This window comes from Mycolicibacterium grossiae, assembly GCF_008329645.1.
GTDB lineage: Bacteria > Actinomycetota > Actinomycetes > Mycobacteriales > Mycobacteriaceae > Mycobacterium > Mycobacterium grossiae.
Map to the genome: position 1 here is coordinate 4468531 of NZ_CP043474.1, position 15176 is coordinate 4483706.

At 71.3% G+C, this 15176-nt stretch carries 15 protein-coding genes; 4 read left to right on the forward strand and 11 right to left on the reverse strand.

Features of this window, described 5'->3' with window-relative positions; translation table 11 throughout:
- Positions 1 to 2 precede the first annotated feature (2 nt).
- Positions 3 to 896, forward strand: a complete 894-nt coding sequence (locus FZ046_RS21500; RefSeq protein ID WP_070351404.1) for an SCO6745 family protein — start codon at positions 3 to 5, stop codon at positions 894 to 896.
- A 10-nt stretch (positions 897 to 906) separates the two neighbouring features.
- Here FZ046_RS21500 and FZ046_RS21505 read toward each other — a convergent pair whose 3' ends face one another.
- Together FZ046_RS21505 and FZ046_RS21510 are read right to left on the reverse strand one after the other, a co-directional pair.
- A complete protein-coding gene (locus FZ046_RS21505; protein WP_070351405.1) occupies positions 907 to 1233 on the reverse strand; it encodes a YnfA family protein in 327 nt (108 codons plus the stop codon).
- A gap of 28 nt (positions 1234 to 1261) precedes the next feature.
- Complete coding sequence (locus FZ046_RS21510) at positions 1262 to 3268, reverse strand: DUF7064 domain-containing protein (RefSeq protein WP_246182836.1); 2007 nt, start codon at positions 3266 to 3268, stop codon at positions 1262 to 1264.
- 205 nt (positions 3269 to 3473) lie between these two features.
- On the opposite strand from FZ046_RS21510, the gene FZ046_RS21515 reads away from it, so the two are divergent.
- Positions 3474 to 4274, forward strand: a complete 801-nt coding sequence (locus FZ046_RS21515; RefSeq protein ID WP_246182837.1) for a class I SAM-dependent methyltransferase — start codon at positions 3474 to 3476, stop codon at positions 4272 to 4274.
- Positions 4275 to 4284: 10 nt separating this feature from the next.
- On the opposite strand, the gene FZ046_RS21520 is transcribed toward FZ046_RS21515, so the two are convergent.
- Positions 4285 to 5793, reverse strand: coding sequence for a carboxylesterase/lipase family protein (locus FZ046_RS21520; protein ID WP_070351407.1), 1509 nt, complete (start codon positions 5791 to 5793; stop codon positions 4285 to 4287).
- 88 nt (positions 5794 to 5881) lie between these two features.
- Here FZ046_RS21520 and FZ046_RS21525 point away from each other — a divergent pair, with 88 nt between their 5' ends.
- Positions 5882 to 6565, forward strand: coding sequence for a hypothetical protein (locus FZ046_RS21525; RefSeq protein WP_070351481.1), 684 nt, complete (start codon positions 5882 to 5884; stop codon positions 6563 to 6565).
- A gap of 14 nt (positions 6566 to 6579) precedes the next feature.
- Here the strand turns inward: FZ046_RS21525 and FZ046_RS21530 are convergent, their stop codons facing one another.
- From FZ046_RS21530 to FZ046_RS21565, 8 genes are all read right to left on the reverse strand, one after another.
- Entirely contained in the window at positions 6580 to 7677 is a 1098-nt protein-coding gene (locus tag FZ046_RS21530; protein ID WP_070351408.1) for an LLM class flavin-dependent oxidoreductase, read from the reverse strand.
- A gap of 8 nt (positions 7678 to 7685) precedes the next feature.
- The gene (locus tag FZ046_RS21535; RefSeq protein WP_070351409.1) at positions 7686 to 8720 is read right to left on the reverse strand and encodes an ABC transporter substrate-binding protein; all 1035 of its coding nucleotides are present in this window, start codon (positions 8718 to 8720) and stop codon (positions 7686 to 7688) included.
- A gap of 29 nt (positions 8721 to 8749) precedes the next feature.
- Positions 8750 to 9487: an ABC transporter ATP-binding protein gene (locus FZ046_RS21540; protein WP_070351410.1), complete on the reverse strand. Its 738-nt coding sequence runs from the start codon at positions 9485 to 9487 to the stop codon at positions 8750 to 8752.
- Positions 9484 to 10299 (reverse strand): ABC transporter permease, encoded by an 816-nt coding sequence (locus FZ046_RS21545; protein WP_176749493.1) that lies wholly within the window; start codon positions 10297 to 10299, stop codon positions 9484 to 9486. The genes FZ046_RS21540 and FZ046_RS21545 overlap by 4 nt, the downstream gene beginning before the upstream one ends.
- A 154-nt stretch (positions 10300 to 10453) precedes the next feature.
- The gene (locus FZ046_RS21550) at positions 10454 to 11179 is read right to left on the reverse strand and encodes a hypothetical protein (protein WP_070351482.1); all 726 of its coding nucleotides are present in this window, start codon (positions 11177 to 11179) and stop codon (positions 10454 to 10456) included.
- Between the two features lie 115 nt (positions 11180 to 11294).
- The gene (locus FZ046_RS21555; protein ID WP_099045802.1) at positions 11295 to 12485 is read right to left on the reverse strand and encodes an alpha/beta hydrolase; all 1191 of its coding nucleotides are present in this window, start codon (positions 12483 to 12485) and stop codon (positions 11295 to 11297) included.
- A gap of 160 nt (positions 12486 to 12645) precedes the next feature.
- On the reverse strand, positions 12646 to 14325 hold the full coding sequence (locus tag FZ046_RS21560) for a RecQ family ATP-dependent DNA helicase (protein WP_070351413.1): 1680 nt from the start codon (positions 14323 to 14325) through the stop codon (positions 12646 to 12648).
- A 33-nt stretch (positions 14326 to 14358) separates the two neighbouring features.
- The gene (locus tag FZ046_RS21565; RefSeq protein WP_407664485.1) at positions 14359 to 14709 is read right to left on the reverse strand and encodes a hypothetical protein; all 351 of its coding nucleotides are present in this window, start codon (positions 14707 to 14709) and stop codon (positions 14359 to 14361) included.
- A 129-nt stretch (positions 14710 to 14838) separates the two neighbouring features.
- Here FZ046_RS21565 and FZ046_RS21570 point away from each other — a divergent pair, with 129 nt between their 5' ends.
- Positions 14839 to 15174, forward strand: coding sequence for an RNA polymerase-binding protein RbpA (locus tag FZ046_RS21570; RefSeq protein WP_070351483.1), 336 nt, complete (start codon positions 14839 to 14841; stop codon positions 15172 to 15174).
- The last annotated feature ends 2 nt before the right edge of the window (positions 15175 to 15176 follow it).

Consider the following 15176-nt stretch of genomic DNA (forward strand, 5'->3'; position numbering starts at 1 on the left):
CGATGACCCGGTCGCCGTCGCTCGCCCGTCGCCTGTTCGAGCGCATCGAACCCGTCCATGCGCTGACCTACTTCGCTCCCGAGGCGCTCGACGCGTTCACCGCCGCCGGCTACCGCGGCTTCTGGATGGGCTACTTCGCGGGCCGGGCGGCGCCGCTCGGCGAGGTGCCCGCGGACGTCGTCGCCGCGGCGTTCTACAACTTCGCCGCCGATCACGTGGGGCGGGCGTTGCCCGCGGCGTGGACGATCGCCGCGCCGGGCGTCGCCCTCGCCACCCGGGAGGCGTCGGCGGTCGCGGCGCTGAACCGTTGCGGCGTTGCCGATTCGGAGGCGGTGCGGATCGCGGGAGGGCTGCTCACCAAGGCCGCGCACGCCGCCGACGGCGGCGGTCGCCCGCTGTTCGCGGCGAACCGCGCGCTGCCGTGGCCGCAGGAGCCGGTGGCCGCGCTTTGGCACGCCACCACGCTGCTGCGCGAGCAACGCGGCGACGCGCACGTGGCGGTTCTGGTCGCCGAGGGCGTCGGCGGCCGGGAGTGCAACGTGCTGCACGCCCTGGCCGACCGGGTACCGCGAGACTTCATCATGCTCAGCCGCAAGTACGACGAGCGGGAGTGGGCGGCCTGCACCGAGGCGCTGCGGGCGCGCGGCCTCGTCGACGACGACGGCGCGCTCACCCCGGAGGGCACCGCCTTCAAGGTTCACGTCGAGGATCGCACCGATGCGCTGGCACTGCCGGTGCTCGACGCCTTGAGCGACGACGAGGTCGAGCGTCTGTTCGCCACCCTCACGCCGCTGACCCGGGCAGTCGTCGCCGCCGGCGACATCCCTGCGGCGACGCCGATGGGGCTGCGCCGCGAGGACCTCGACGACGACAGCGCCCACCTCGGCGCGCGCTGAGCGCGTCCGCTCAGCGCGGCGCGTACATGATAAGACCGACGCCGGCCAGCGCCACGACGGCGCCCGCGAGGTCCCAGCGGTCGGGGCGGAAGCCGTCGGCGACCATGCCCCACAGCAGCGATCCGGCGATGAAGACGCCGCCGTAGGCCGCCAGTACCCGACCGAAGTGGGCGTCCGGCTGGAAGGCCGCCACGAACCCGTAGGCGCCGAGCGCCAGCACGCCGACGCCGATCCACGGCCACCCGCGGTGCTCGCGCACGCCCTGCCACACCAGCCACGCCCCACCGATCTCCAGCAGCGCGGCAGCGAGGAACAGGGCTATCGACTTGGCCACCATTTCCGACAGCCTCCCATGCGGGCCGCCGTCAGGTCGGGTTGCGGTTCCATTCGATCCACCCGACGCCGGTCCGGCCGTCGGCGGCCGCCACCGTCGCCCAGGCGCGCGGGAACCGGCTGACCCGCCCGTCGGTCGCGGTGAGCCGCACCGGCGCGTGGCCGCGCACGTCGACGGTGAGAGCGAGATCGCCGGGGGCGCAGTCGAGGACCGTCGACACCGGGAGGTCGTCGGCGCCGAACGTCTCGCGCGCCGTGACGTGGGTGAGTTCCACCAGCGGCTCGCCGTCGCGCTGCACGTACCCCGCGGCGAGCGGCGGCGCGCCCGGGATGCGCAGGTCGAGTCCGTGCACGTGGGTGCCGTCGTCGAGGTGCAGCGCGCTCCACACCCAATCCATGCTCCACCAGTCGCGCGCCGCCCAGGAGTGGTCGCGCTGACCCGGCACGCCATCGATCCGCCACGACCGCCCGTCGGCGGTGACGCGTCCGGACACCACGCACGGAATCTCGTACCGCGTGGAGAGTCGGTACTGGTAGGGCACGCCCACGGTCGTCCACTCGAGTTCCATCTCGAGGTCGACGGGCCGGCCGTCCTCGCCGCGCAGCAGCGCCGCGGGGTCGTCGTAGGCGGCCGCCCGCCCGCGCAGGGACACCCGATAGGTGCGCAGTGGGTCGACGGCGTCGAGGTCGAGGCTGGCGCCGTCGCCGCGCACGCGGGTGTGCTCGGCGGGCAGTGGCGCGTCGAAGTCGAGCAGCGCGACGGTCGGCATTCCCGGCCCGCATACCAGGCCGTTGATCCAGGCGTGGCCCTGATTGGGCACCAGGCCCAGGCGGATCCAGCCGCCGACGTCCTGGGCGGCGTCGACGAAGTCGAAGTACCAACTCTCACTCCACGCCGGTTCGTCGGTGGGCGGGTGCGGACCCTCGTCGACGGCGCTGGGCTGCAACGGTTCCGGGGCACTGGGCGCCGGAAGGACGGCCAGCGCATCGGTGTCGAGGACGTGCTGACAGTGCCGCTCGATCATCGCCATGAACATCTGGTCGCCGCGCTCGGTCCGCTCGACGAGCATCGGCGAGACGATGGCCATGAGCACGCCGAAGAACGTCTGGCGCCGCACCCCGTCGCGCACGTCGTCGAGCGTCACGCCCGAGTCCGGGCCGAGTGCGGCGTGATAGGCGGCGAGCAGATCGTCGTAGTGCGCGCGGCGCCGCTCCACCGGCAGCGCGCAGCCCAGGAAGTAGGCCACGTCGGTGAATGCGGGTCCCCAGGTGACGGTCTGCCAGTCCACGACGGTCAGTTCGCGCGCGGCGCCCGCCTGGCCGAACAGCATGTTGTCGAGGCGGTAGTCGCCGTGCATCAGGCCGCGCGGCCGGTCGGCGGCGTCCTCGGCCGCGACGTAGGCGTCGAAGGTGTCGACGAGCCGGTCGCACACCTCGCGGTGCTCGACGGCGATCTGGTCGGCGTAGCGCTCGACGAACCCGGCGTACAGCGCGGCCAGCAGGCCCTGGTTGACCGGCGACTCGCGGTTGAGCCAGTCCGCGCCGGCCAGCGACTCGTCGTTCAGCAGCGGGCCGTGGACGAGCCCGAGCTGGGTCAGCGCCGTGGTGGCCTGTTCCGGTGTGGCGCCGCGGATCTCGTCGCCGACCTCGGCGGGCGCCGCGTCGGCGAGCAGCAGGTCGAAGATGCCGGTCTCGGGGTCGTAGGCGGTGTGGAAGCACGGCGCGACCGGGCCTACGAGCGTGGGGGCCACGTCGGCGTAGAAGCGGACCTCGCGCTCGTAGAGCCCCATCGCCAGCCCCGTCTGCCGGCTGCTCGCGTCCGCGGCGGCGACCTTGAGCACCACCGACGACGGGCCGCCCGCGTCGGCGTCGTAACTCAGCCGCACCCGGTAGCACTCGCTCATCTGTCCGGTGCCGATGCGTTCGACAAAGAAGTCGGTGACGGTACCGGCGTCGAGGACGGCGGTCAGCCACTGCGCGGTCAGGTCGGACGGGCGTTCGATGAGGGCGGGGGCATGCACCCCGTCAACGTAGGACACGCATCGGCTCCGCCACAGCGGATTCGGGCGATCGGTTGACGGGTGTCAACTCGGGGCTGCGGCACCGCCCTGGACGCCATCCGAACGACGGGCGTGTATTAATTGTCGTGAACGTAAACCTTGGGAGGGGTTCATGGGGGTCACTGACGCTGTCACGAAGTTCGACGTATACCGCGGAATGGGCCGGTGGTTCGTCAATGGGTTCATGGATCGGCACGTGCTGACCATGGTCGCCATCATCGACTCGGTGCAGCGCGAGCGCGGTGTTCGTGGTGGAGTCGCCGAGATCGGCGTCCACCAGGGCAAGTTCTTCATCGGCCTGCACCTTCTGCAGAGACGCAGCGAGAAGTCCGTGGCCATCGACGTGTTCGACGACCAGGAACTGAACATCGACAAGTCGGGTCGCGGGAATCTGCGCCGGTTCCGTAGGAACCTTCGGGTCTGGTCATCGGAAGGCGAGGTGGTGATCAAAAAGGGCGACTCGACCAAACTCACGCCGGAGGCGCTCGGCGAACTGGCCGACGGTCGCATCCGCCTCTTCAGCGTCGACGGAGGACACACCGAGGACATCGTGCTGAGCGACATGCGCCTGGCCGACGCCGTACTCGCGGAGGGCGGCGTCGTCGTCGCGGACGACGTCTTCAATCAGGCGTGGCCCGGAGTGGCCGGCGGCACGATGCGGTACCTGGACGGAGACGCCAACCTCGTGCCCTTCGCCGTCGGGTTCAACAAGGTGTTGTTCACTCAGCCCGAGCACGTCGAGAGCTATCAGGGTGCACTGGTCGCGCAGTTCGAGGACCGACCGTGGCGCCTGACTCACAAGCGTTCGACCTTCGCCGGCCATTCCGTCGTCGTCCTCGGACCGCGCTCGGTGGGGGACCTGCTGTTCCGCAACGAACAGGCCGAGGACTTCTGGCGTGACACCTACCGCTCCGTCGTCGACGGCGCGCGACGTCGTCGTCAGTCCCTCGTAGCTGGCGGCACGCACACGGGGTCGGGCCACTAGGTCCGAGCGGTCAGTGCGCGGTGAGGGTGAAGCCCTCCCATGCGCGACGCCGTTCGGGGCTCGGGTCGTTCTCGACGCGGGTGCGTCGGTCGAACACCAGGACGGGCCGGTCGGCGGTGTCGTAGACGGGCCAGCCCTCCCCCGGGACGCCGGAGCGGCTGAAGGACCGCCAGCGGTTCTGCACGTCGTTGCTCACGCGCCGCGCGGACCGTTGATCGGCGGCCGCGGTGAGCAGCGCGCCGAAGCGCGTCCGGTAGACGTCGAACACCGCGAACAGCTCGGTGGCGTGCGTCGCGCCGAGGCCCGACCAGTGGAACGTCCGCGGCGCATAGTCGTAGCGGTAGACGTAGGTCGGTTGGTACCGGGAGTGCGCCTCGGCGATCTGCCACGCCGCGGTGCCGAACGCGAAGTCGCCGCCGAGCCGTACGCACGCCGCCGCGCTGGGATAACCGGGGTAGGCCTTGGTGATCCGCTCCCGGACCTCGATGTCGCTGTCGGCCAGCAGCATCTCGATGGCGGGCTCGGTGGTCGGCAGCAGCTGTAGGAAGCGGGTGAACAGCCGCCCCTCGGACTTGTTGGTGCCGACGATCAGGGGCACCCGGTGCGCGTCGCCGTCGCGCATCGCCGCAACCGGGTCCTTGGGCAGCATGTCGGTGTCGTACGTGGGCCCGACGGGGAAGGCGCCGCGCATGGCCTTCATGCCGTCGATCATCAGCTGATCGAGTGCCTTGACGAGCGTCCGCGGGCTCGCCGACATCACGGTGGCCGCGCCGTCCGCGGGCGCCACGCCGAGCAGTTTCGTGAAGTCCTCGGCGAACGCGGCGGCCACCTCGGCGCTGCCCGCCATGCCGCTCGCGGGACTCTCGGCGATGGCGCGGTGGAACAGTCCGGCCGCCGACGGCGTGGCGAGCAGCGTGGCGACGGCGTGCGCGCCGGCGCTCTCCCCGAAGATCGTCACGTTGTCCGCGTCGCCGCCGAACGCCGCCGCATTGCGCTGCACCCACTGCAGGGCCAGTACCAGGTCGCGCAGGAAGAGGTTGTCGTCGATCGGGTCGTCGGCGGTGGACAGCGAGGAGAGGTCTAGGCAGCCCAGCGGCCCGAGGCGGTAGTTGACCGAGACGTAGACGCAGCCGCGCCGGGCGAGTGCGGCACCGTCGTAGATCGGGGTGGCCGAACTGCCCAGGATGTAGCCGCCGCCGTGGATGAACACCATCACCGGCAGCGGGCCGCCGTCGGAGTGCTCGGGCGTCACGACGTTGAGCGTCAGGCAGTCCTCGCTCATCGGTTGGTACTTGTTGACCCCGGTGAGCGTGTACTTCCGGTCCTGCGGCGCGCAGTAGGCGTAACCGTGGCAGTACCGTACGCCGCGCCACGGCTGCGGGGGTTGCGGCGCCCGGTAGCGCAGCCGTCCCACCGGGGGCCGCGCGTATGGGACCGAACGCCACCGATGGACGCCGTCACGGGTGAAGCCCTCGATGGTGCCGCTGTCGATCGTCACGCGAACCGTGCGCTCGTGCATGACAAGACGGTAGCGAAGTCCCTGTATGCCCTGCACGGTGCGGCCCCGTCGGTGGGTCCTCCCAATGGTGGCGATTACCCTGGCCCGCATGCGACTGGCCGTGCTGCTCGGGGCGTCCGCGCTGGTGGCGGCGTGTTCGCCGACCTCCGGCGACGAGCCGTCGACGCCCGCGCTGACCACGCCGTCGACCTCGGTGACGTCGAGCGCGTCGAGCAGGTTTCCGTCGTCGTCGGTCGTGCCGACCACTGCACCGGGTCCCGGCAGCCCGATCGCCGCCGTGATCGCCTGGGTGGAGGCGGGCGCCCCGACCGACGTCGCCGACTATCACGCGGCGACGCGCGACGGCGTGCGCACCGACCTCGGCGCCGACGTGGCCTTCACCGGGCCGGCGGGAACGCCGAACTGCATGACCGACGCCCGCGCCGACGGGGCGCTGGCGTGCCTGGTGGACCTGCGCGACCCGCCGCCTCGCCCCGCCGAGGTGTACGGGCAGTGGAAGGGCAACTGGGTGGACTTCGACGGGCCCAGCGTCGTCGTCGGCTCGGCGCACGGCGATCCCGGCCGGTTCGGCAACGGTGTGGGCGCCGAGCTGCCGCCGGGTGCCAGCCTGACGTTCGGCGACTACCGCTGCCGCACCGACGAGGCCGCCGTGTGGTGCGTCGACTACGCGCACCGCTCGGCGGTGTCCTTCGCCGCCGACGGCATCGGGACCTTCGGGTGCCTGCGGGCGACGCCCGCGCCTGCCGACGTCGGCCGGCGCTACGCCTGCTGACGGTCCCGGAGACGTCAGGCGACGCCCTTGTGTCGCAACAGTGGCAGCACGCCCTCGGCGAACCAGTACGCCTCCTCGAGGTGCGGGTAGCCGGACAGGATGAATTCGTCGAACCCGACCGAGTGGTACTCGTAGATCAGGTCGGCGACCTCCTGGTGGCTGCCGACCAGCGCGGTGCCCGCGCCGCCGCGGACGAGCCCGACGCCGGCCCACAGGTTGGGGTAGATCTCCAGCTGGTCGAGCTTGCCGCCGTGCAGCGCGGTCATCCGGCGCTGCCCCTCGGATTGCGACTTCGCATGCAGCGCGGTCTGTTTCGCGACGTGCTCCGGATCGAGTTCGGCGACCAGCTGGTGGGCGACGGCCCAGGCGGCCTCCGAGGTGTCGCGGCTGATGGTGTGCAACCGGATGCCGAACCGGATCTCTCGGCCGCGTTCGGCGGCGAGGTCGCGGACCCTGGTGATCTTCGCGGCGGCATCCGACGGCGGTTCGCCCCAGGTGAGGTAGGTGTCGACGTACTCTGCGGCGATCGGCAGCGCTGCCGGTGAGGAGCCGCCGAAGTAGATGCGCGGCAACGGATCCGGCGGCGTGGACACCCGCGCGTCGGCCACCCGGTAGTGCTCGCCGGTGAAGTCGACGGGCTCGCCGCGCCAGATCGACCGGACGAGGTGCAGGAACTCCCCCGTACGCGCGTAGCGCTCGTCGTGGTCGAGCCAGTCGCCGAACCGGCGTTGCTCCAGGTCGTCGCCGCCGGTGACGATGTTGAGCAGCACGCGTCCCTCGGAGAACCGCTGCAGGGTGGCGGCCTGCTGGGCGGCCAGTGTGGGTGGCACCAGCCCGGGCCGGAAGGCCACCAGGAACTTGAGTCGCTCGGTCTCGGCGAGCAGCGCCGACGCGGTCAACCAGGCGTCCTCGCACCAAGTTCCGGTGGGCGTGAGGACGCCTTCGAAGCCGAGCCGGTCGGCGGCGCGGGCGATCTCCGCGAGGTAGCGGCGGGTCGGTGGCCGGTAACCGTCGGGGACGGACTGCTGCGACGAGGCGTGCGACGACCCGACGATGGAGCGGCTGTCGCCACTGGTGGGCAGGAACCAATGGAACTTGGCCGTGCTTGTCACGAGGGCTCCTATCCGCGGTCGACGTAGAACGGCGTCAGGCGCTCGGAGAAGCGCCGGTCGACGAAGTCGGCGAAGCGCGGCGCGCCGGCGATCTGCCCGGACTCGGCGAACAGGTCCGTCATCTCCTGTTCGGTGGCGATCAGTTCGTCGGAGAGGTCGGCGGGCAGGCGCAGGCTGCGGCCCTGCGCGAGCGCCGCGACGTCCGGCGGAAGGGAGACCTCCGTGGCGTACTTGGCGGCCCAGTCGTCGGGGTTGTCCTTCGCCCACCGGACGGCCTTGGCGTAGCGCACCAGTAGATCGCCGAGTGCGGTGTTGCGCCGCGGGTCGCTCAGCGCCTCGTCGGACGCCACCCCGAAGCCGGCGCCGTTGGTGACGCCGGTGGCGCTGGCGACGCTGCGCACGGGGACCTCCTTCTCGGTCTGCGCGGTGTAGGGATCCCACACCGCCCAGGCGTCGACACGGCGCTGCGTGAAGGCGGTGAGCGCGTCGGCGGGTTGCAGGAAGACGAGCTTCACGTCGGCCGGGGTGAGGCCTGCCCGGTCGAGCTGAACGAGCACATGGCCGTGCGCCGAGCTGCCCTTGGCCAGCGCGATGCTCTTGCCGCGCAGGTCGGCGACGGTGCGCAGCGGCGCGTCGTCGTGCACCAGGATCTGATCGCCGACACCGCCCCCGTCGTAGGTGGAGACGACCTTCACCTTGGCGTTGGCGGCCGCACCGAAGATCGGCGGGGTGTTGCCGGTGATGGCGAAGTCGATCTTGCCGGCGGTCGCCGCTTCGATCTGGGGCGGCCCCGAGGTGAAGGTGGAGAACTCGACGCGGTACGGCAGCCCCTCGAGCTGGCCGGCCGAGCGCAGCAGGGCCTCGGTGCCGCCCTTCTGGTCGCCGACGTGCAGGACGAGGTCGGACAGCTCGGAGAGCGGAACGTCCGACGGCGCCGTCTGGGTGCCGCCGGTCTGCTCGCGCGAGACACAGCCGGCGAGGAGGCCGAGCACGGCGATGAGTGCGGCCAGCCGCAACGCAGCCGACCGCCGGGTCGTGGACACGAATGTTCCCCCTTCGATGAGTGGCGGCGTCAGAACTGGACGCCGAGGTGGTCGAGCAGCGTGGCGCGGTCGCGTTCGGTGTCGGCGGACGGATCACCGGGCGGGCGGCGCACGTCGGCGACGTCGAGGGTGTGCACGATGCGGCCGGCCTCGAGGACGACCACCCGGTCGGCGAGGGCGACCGCCTCGTCGACGTCGTGGGTGACCAGCAGCACCCCGAAGCGGTGTTGGCGCCACAGGTCGAGCAGCAGTGCGCGCATCGTCAGCCGGGTCAGCGCGTCGAGGGCACCGAACGGTTCGTCGAGCAGCAGCAGCTGCGGCTCGGCGACGAGCGCTCGTGCCAGCGAGACCCGTTGCGCCTGACCGCCCGACAGCGTGACCGGCCAGGCGTCGGCGCGGTCGGCCAGGCCGACGTCGGTGAGAGCGGCCTCGGCTCGGGCCAAGACCTCGGACCTGCGCAGCCGCGCCCGGGTCAAGCCGTAGGCGACGTTGGTGCGGACGTCGCGCCACGGGAACAGCCGCGGTTCCTGGAAGGCGAGCGCCGGCGCCCCGGCGACGACGCGTTCGCCGCCGTGGTCGTCGGTCAGGCCGGCGAGGACGCGCAGCACGGTCGACTTGCCCGATCCGCTGCGGCCGATCAGGGCGACGATCTCGCCGGTGGCGATGCGGAGCGACACGTCGACGAGGACGTGGTGGTCGCCGTACCACTTGTCGACGCCGCGCAGTTCGGCGGCGGTGCCGGTGGAGCGTTCGGAGGTGAGGGTCACTGGCGGTACCTCAGGGCTCGGCGTTCGAGGATGCGGACGACGGCATCGGTGCCGATGCCGAGCAGGGCGTAGACGATCAGCCCGAAGATGATGACGTCGATGCGCAGGAAGTCGCGGGCGTTGTTGATCAGGAAGCCGATCCCCGAGTCGGCGTTGATCTGTTCGGCCACGATCAGCGTCAGCCACGCGATCGCCAGCGACTGCCGGAAGCCGACGAGGATCTGCGGCGCGGCGCTCGGCACGATGATGTCGAGGAACTTCTGCCGGAACGAGAAGCCCAGGACGGTGGCGGTCTCGAACAGCTTCGGGTCCACCTGCCGGATCGCCGAGAAGGTGTTGAGGTACAGCGGAAAGCTGACGCCCAGCGCGACGAGCAGCACCTTGGGCAGTTCGCCGATGCCGAACCAGAGGATGAACAACGGGATCAACCCGAGGTGGGGCAGCGCGCGCACCATCTGCATGGGCGGGTCGATGGTGGCTTCGCACCACCGGGACAGTCCGACCGCGGTGCCGAGCGCGACACCGACGACGCCGCCGAGGAGCAGTCCCTCGATCACGCGCAGGCCGGACACGCCGAGCGCGTCGGCCAGTTGACCGTTGCGGATCAGGTCGACGCCGGCCTCGAGGATGAGTGACGGCGCGGGCAGGACGTCCTGCGGGATGAGGCCAAGGGCGCTGCCGAGCTGCCAGAGCGCGAGCAGCACGACCGGTGACGCGAGCCGGATGAGAGCCCACCGGCGTTGCGACGGAGCGGTTCTCGGGGTGGGTCGGGCCACCGTGGCAGCGGCGGCGGCGTCGATGGGAGCAGTCACGATGCCGCGACGCTACGTGCCGGTGCGGCGGGTGAGAACCGTTCGGTTCGGCACGAGGAAAAGCCCGGGGCTCGACGGAACCAGGACCCTGGGAGATGCCGAGGGCCCCGCCGCCGCCCGGACGATCGGACGGTGGCGGGGCCCCGGGGTGGCGTCAGCCGAAGCGGGTCGTGCCGGTGACCAGCGTGCCGGTCACGTCGCGCCCGTTGATCTTCGAGGTGAGCGTGCCGTTGCCGAGCTTCACGTTCTGGTCGGCCTGCTGCAGCAGGCGCTTGCTGCGCACCTGCGCCTGGAACTGAGCGGTGTTGAGCTGTTGCAGCTGAGCCTGTTCGAAGTCACGGCCGGACACGCCGCCGTTGAACTGGACGCCGGTGACGGTGCCGTCCGGGCGCACGATCCAGGAGGCGCGGACGCCGTCGAGGGCGGCGGTGTACATGCCCGCCGCTCCGCTCACCTGCGGGGCGGTGAAGCGGTAGGTGACGCCGTTCATGACGAGGTCGCCGGTGAGGTCGGTGCCGGTGAAGGAGGCCTTGAGCGTGTCGCGGAACTTGCTGGTGATGCCGATGTCGTCGCCGTTCCTGGTGCCGAAGAACCACGCCTCGTCGTCGACGCCGTTGCAGGCGTAGGCGGTCACGCTGTCGCCGTCGACGGAGATGCCGATCGCCATCTTCTTGCCGTCGGCCTCGGTGTCGGCCATGAAGCGCGCCGAGGCGGGGAACGGTGCCGGCGTCGCCGCCTCGGGCGACGTGGACGACGTGGCCGACGTGGACGGGGCCGCCGAGCTGGACGACTCGGACGACGTTCCCGAGGAGCAGGCCGACAGGGCGAGGGCCAGTAGTGCGATGAGCCCGACCATCAGGGTGCGGAGATGTCTTGTCATGTCCACCAGCATGGAGATCTTGATTCGACCGCGCATGGAGTTTTCATGGAGATTGCGTGGAGATGCGGCCGAGTCACCCGGCTGGGATCACCCGGCGGCGGTCACCCGGCAGGGATCACCCGGCAGCGAGAAAGGCAGCGACCTCGTCGCGGAAGACGGCCCAGGCGGGTTCGGTTTCGGTGAGCAGGTGATTGTTGCTCTCCAGCGCGACGAGGCGCGAGTCCGGGATCAGCGCCGCGAGTTCCTCGCCGTAGCGCATCGGCACGCGGTGGTCCTCTCGGGAGTGCATGATCAGCGTCGGGCAGCGCACGGCCTGCGCCAGGTCGCGGACGTCGATCCGCCCGAACTCGGACAGGAAGCGGACGGCGTTCTCGGACGAGGTGGTGCGGCGTTGCAGGTGATCGAACGCCTCCCAGTCGGCTCGGGTGCCGTCGGGAAGGAACTGGGCGGCGAACACCTGACGGAAGGCCGGATCGTCGCGCCCCCAGCCGACGCGCGCGAGATCCAGGTCGAGCGCGGCCGCACGGCGCTCCTCGTCGTTGACGGCCCGCACGCCGCGGCCGCGTGCGTAGGCGCCACACAGTACGAGCCGGGTCACCTGCTCGGGGTGCTTGGCGGCATAGGCGACGGCCACGGCCCCGCCCTGCGACACACCGAGCAGCGGAAACCGTTCCAGGCCAAGCGCATCGACGACGGTCTCGAGGTCGGTCACCCAGTCGTCGAAGCCGAACGCGCCGGCCTCCCAGTCCGACAGCCCGCAGCCACGCTCGTCGTAGCGGATGAACCGGTTGTGGGCGGCGAGGTCGCGCACCCAGTGCCGCCACACCGGGCTCTCGATGTCGTACCCGAGGTGGGTCATCCAGTTCGCGGCACGGACCAACGGCGGGCCCTCCCCCGCGACGGCGTACGCCAATCGCACGCCGTCGGCCGCGCGGCAGAACGCGATGTGTTGGCGCGGCGGTGGCGCCGACGCGGCGACGGCGATAGGCGGCGCGGACACGGCACCGTCGAGGGCGGCGACGAACTGATAGCCGCGCCCGCGGACGGTGCGGATGAAGCGCTGCGACTCCCCGTCGTCGCCGAGCGCGCGACGGGCGGCCTTGATGCGACTGGTGAGTGCGGCCTCGCCGACGAAGCGGCCGCCCCACACGGTGTCGAACAACTCCTCCTTGGTGACGAACCTGTCGTGGTGGCGCACCAGGTGGGTGAGGACGTCGAACACCTGCGGCTCGACGCGGATCACGTCGTCGCCGTGGCGCAGTTCGTAGCGGGCGGTGTCGAGCGCGAAGCCACCGAAGCGCCACACCGGGGACGCCTCCGCGCCGCCCGGAGTGGACGGATCGGGAAGCGGCGCGGCGGGTTCGGGCGCGGACGGTGGGGGCGCGGACGTCGGTGGTGTGGACACGGCAATCCATCTCGGCGGTCGGACGCCTCATCCTACGGCGTCGACCCGTCCGAGGGGCGGCTCAGCGCGTCGTGAGCAGGTGGTTCTCCTCGACGGCCTTCATCGCGAGCGTCCGGTAGCCGACGTCGTCGAACAGGACCGTGATGCGGTCGGTGTCGCCGCCGATCACCACGCCCGGTCCCCACGTGGTGTGCGAGACCGCGGTGTCCACCGGAATCGCAGGGTGGTCGCCGTCGGCGTCGGCGAGGTCGTCGACGGCGCTGCAACGGTCGCAGTTGCCGCACGGGTCCTCGAGTTCGTCGCCGAAGTAGGTGAGCAGGAACTGCCGCCGGCAGTGCCGCGTCTCGGCGTAGCCGCGCATCATCTCCACGCGGCTCTGGTCGACGCGTTCGCGCTGCTCGACGACCTCCACGGCGGCGCGGACCGCCTCGGCCGGCTCCTGCCCGGAGGTCAGCAGACCCTTGCGCGTCGCGGTGACCGCGCCGGCCTCCTCGAGGAGGTTGACGGCATTGGTCAGCTTGCGGCCGCGGACGTCCAACGCATCGCGCAGGCGTCCGATGCGGGTGGGCTCGTCGGCGTCCAGGACGCGGTACACCGCGTCGAGGAGTTCCTCGTCCGGGCGGTGGGTGGTGAAGAAGCGGGCGAGCCCGAGGTCCTCGGCCCGATAGAACAGCAGGGCCAGCGCCTCGTCGCCGTCGCGGCCGGCGCGGCCGATCTGCTGGTAGTAGGAGTCCAGGGAGTCGGGCACCGACGCGTGCACGACGTAGCGGACGTTGGGTTTGTCGATGCCCATGCCGAACGCCGACGTCGCGACCACGACGTCGTAGGTCTCGTCGCCGCCCTCCTGTCCGCCGTGGCGGAAGGCGTCGTGCACCTCGCTGCGCCGGGCGGCGTCCAGTCCGGCGTGGTACACCGCCGCACGCAGCCCGCGCTCGGCGAGGTCGGTGGCGTAGCGTTCGGCGTCCTTGCGCGTCGCGGCGTAGAGGAGACCGGGCCCGTCGAGGCCGGCGACGGTGTCGACCACGTCGCGGCGCTTGTCGGCGTCGTCGACGAACTGACGCGCCTCGAGCCTCAGGTTGGGCCGGTCGAAGCCGCCGATCACGAGTTCTGCGTCCTCGAGCCGCAACCGCTCGACGATCTCGCGGCGGACGACGCCCGAGGCGGTGGCGGTGAGGGCGACCACTGGAGCCTTCGGCGCCACCGTGGCGAAGGCGTCGGCCAGGCGCAGATAGTCCGGTCGGAAGTCGTGCCCCCACGCCGACACGCAGTGCGCCTCGTCGACGACGACGAGCGACACGGGCACCTCGGCCAGCGCGGCCACCACCTCGTCGTTGGCCAGTTGCTCCGGCGAGACGAAGACGTAGTCGGCGGTGCCCTCGCGCAGCGCCTTCCAACTGGCCTTGCGCTGGGTGGCGCGCTGGGCGGAGTGGATCGCGACGGCGTCGAGATCGCCGGTGTCGGTGAGCCCGGCGATCTGGTCGGCCTGCAGGGCGATCAGCGGCGACACGACCAGCGTGACGCCGTCCAGCAGGACCGCGGGGACCTGGTAGATGGCCGACTTGCCGGAACCGGTCGGCAGGACGGCCAGCACGTCGCGACCGGCGACGAGGGCCGACATCGCCTGCAGCTGTTCGGGGTGCAGTTCCTCCCAGCCGAAGACCCGTCGCGCGACGTCGCACAGTTGCTCGTCGGCGGGAGCGTCGGGTTCGGTTGCCTGCGCGCGTGTTTCGTCATCGACCACCGCGCCCTACTACCCGGCGGACGGGCTCTCAACCTAGCGCCAGCCGTCGGCTTCCTTCGCCGCCCGGACGAGTGCGTCACACAACTCCCGGAGTTCGGCCGGGGCGGCGCCCTCGTCGACGGCGGTCGCGACGTCCTCGGCCGCACAGCGCACCTGGTACACGCGGTCGGACAGATCGGCCGCCTCCTCGGCGGTGAGTACCACGGCGTCGGCAGGTACCGATGTCCCCTTCACCAGCGCGCGCTGCTCGTAGGCGCGCTGCCGGCAGGACTGCCTGCAGTACTGGCGACGCCTGCCGATGCCGGCGTCGGCCACTTCGCGGCCGCACCACCGGCAGGGCTGTGGGCGGGCGCGTCGCCGGCCGGCGGTCGGGGTTGGGCTCACCACGCACCAGACTCTAAACGGCCAGAAGCGGGTATCCCGGTATCATGGCCGGTCGGGTCGCGGGAACTTCCCGGCGCCGCGCGGCGTTGAGAATCCCGGATGAATTTCGCATGACGAGGAGTGATGACGATGGCTGATCGTGTGTTGAGGGGCAGCCGCCTCGGGGCCGTGAGCTACGAGACGGACCGCAATCACGACCTGGCGCCGCGTCAGGTCGCTCGCTACCGCACCGACAACGGTGAGGAGTTCGAGGTCCCGTTCGCCGACGACGCCGAGATCCCCGGCACGTGGCCCTGCCGCAACGGCATGGAGGGCACGCTGATCGACGGTGACGTGCCGGAGCCGAAGAAGGCGAAGCCGCCGCGTACGCACTGGGACATGCTGCTCGAGCGCCGGTCGATCGAGGAACTCGAGGAGCTGCTCAAGGAGCGGCTCGACCTGATCAAGACGCGCCGCCGGGGCTGAGC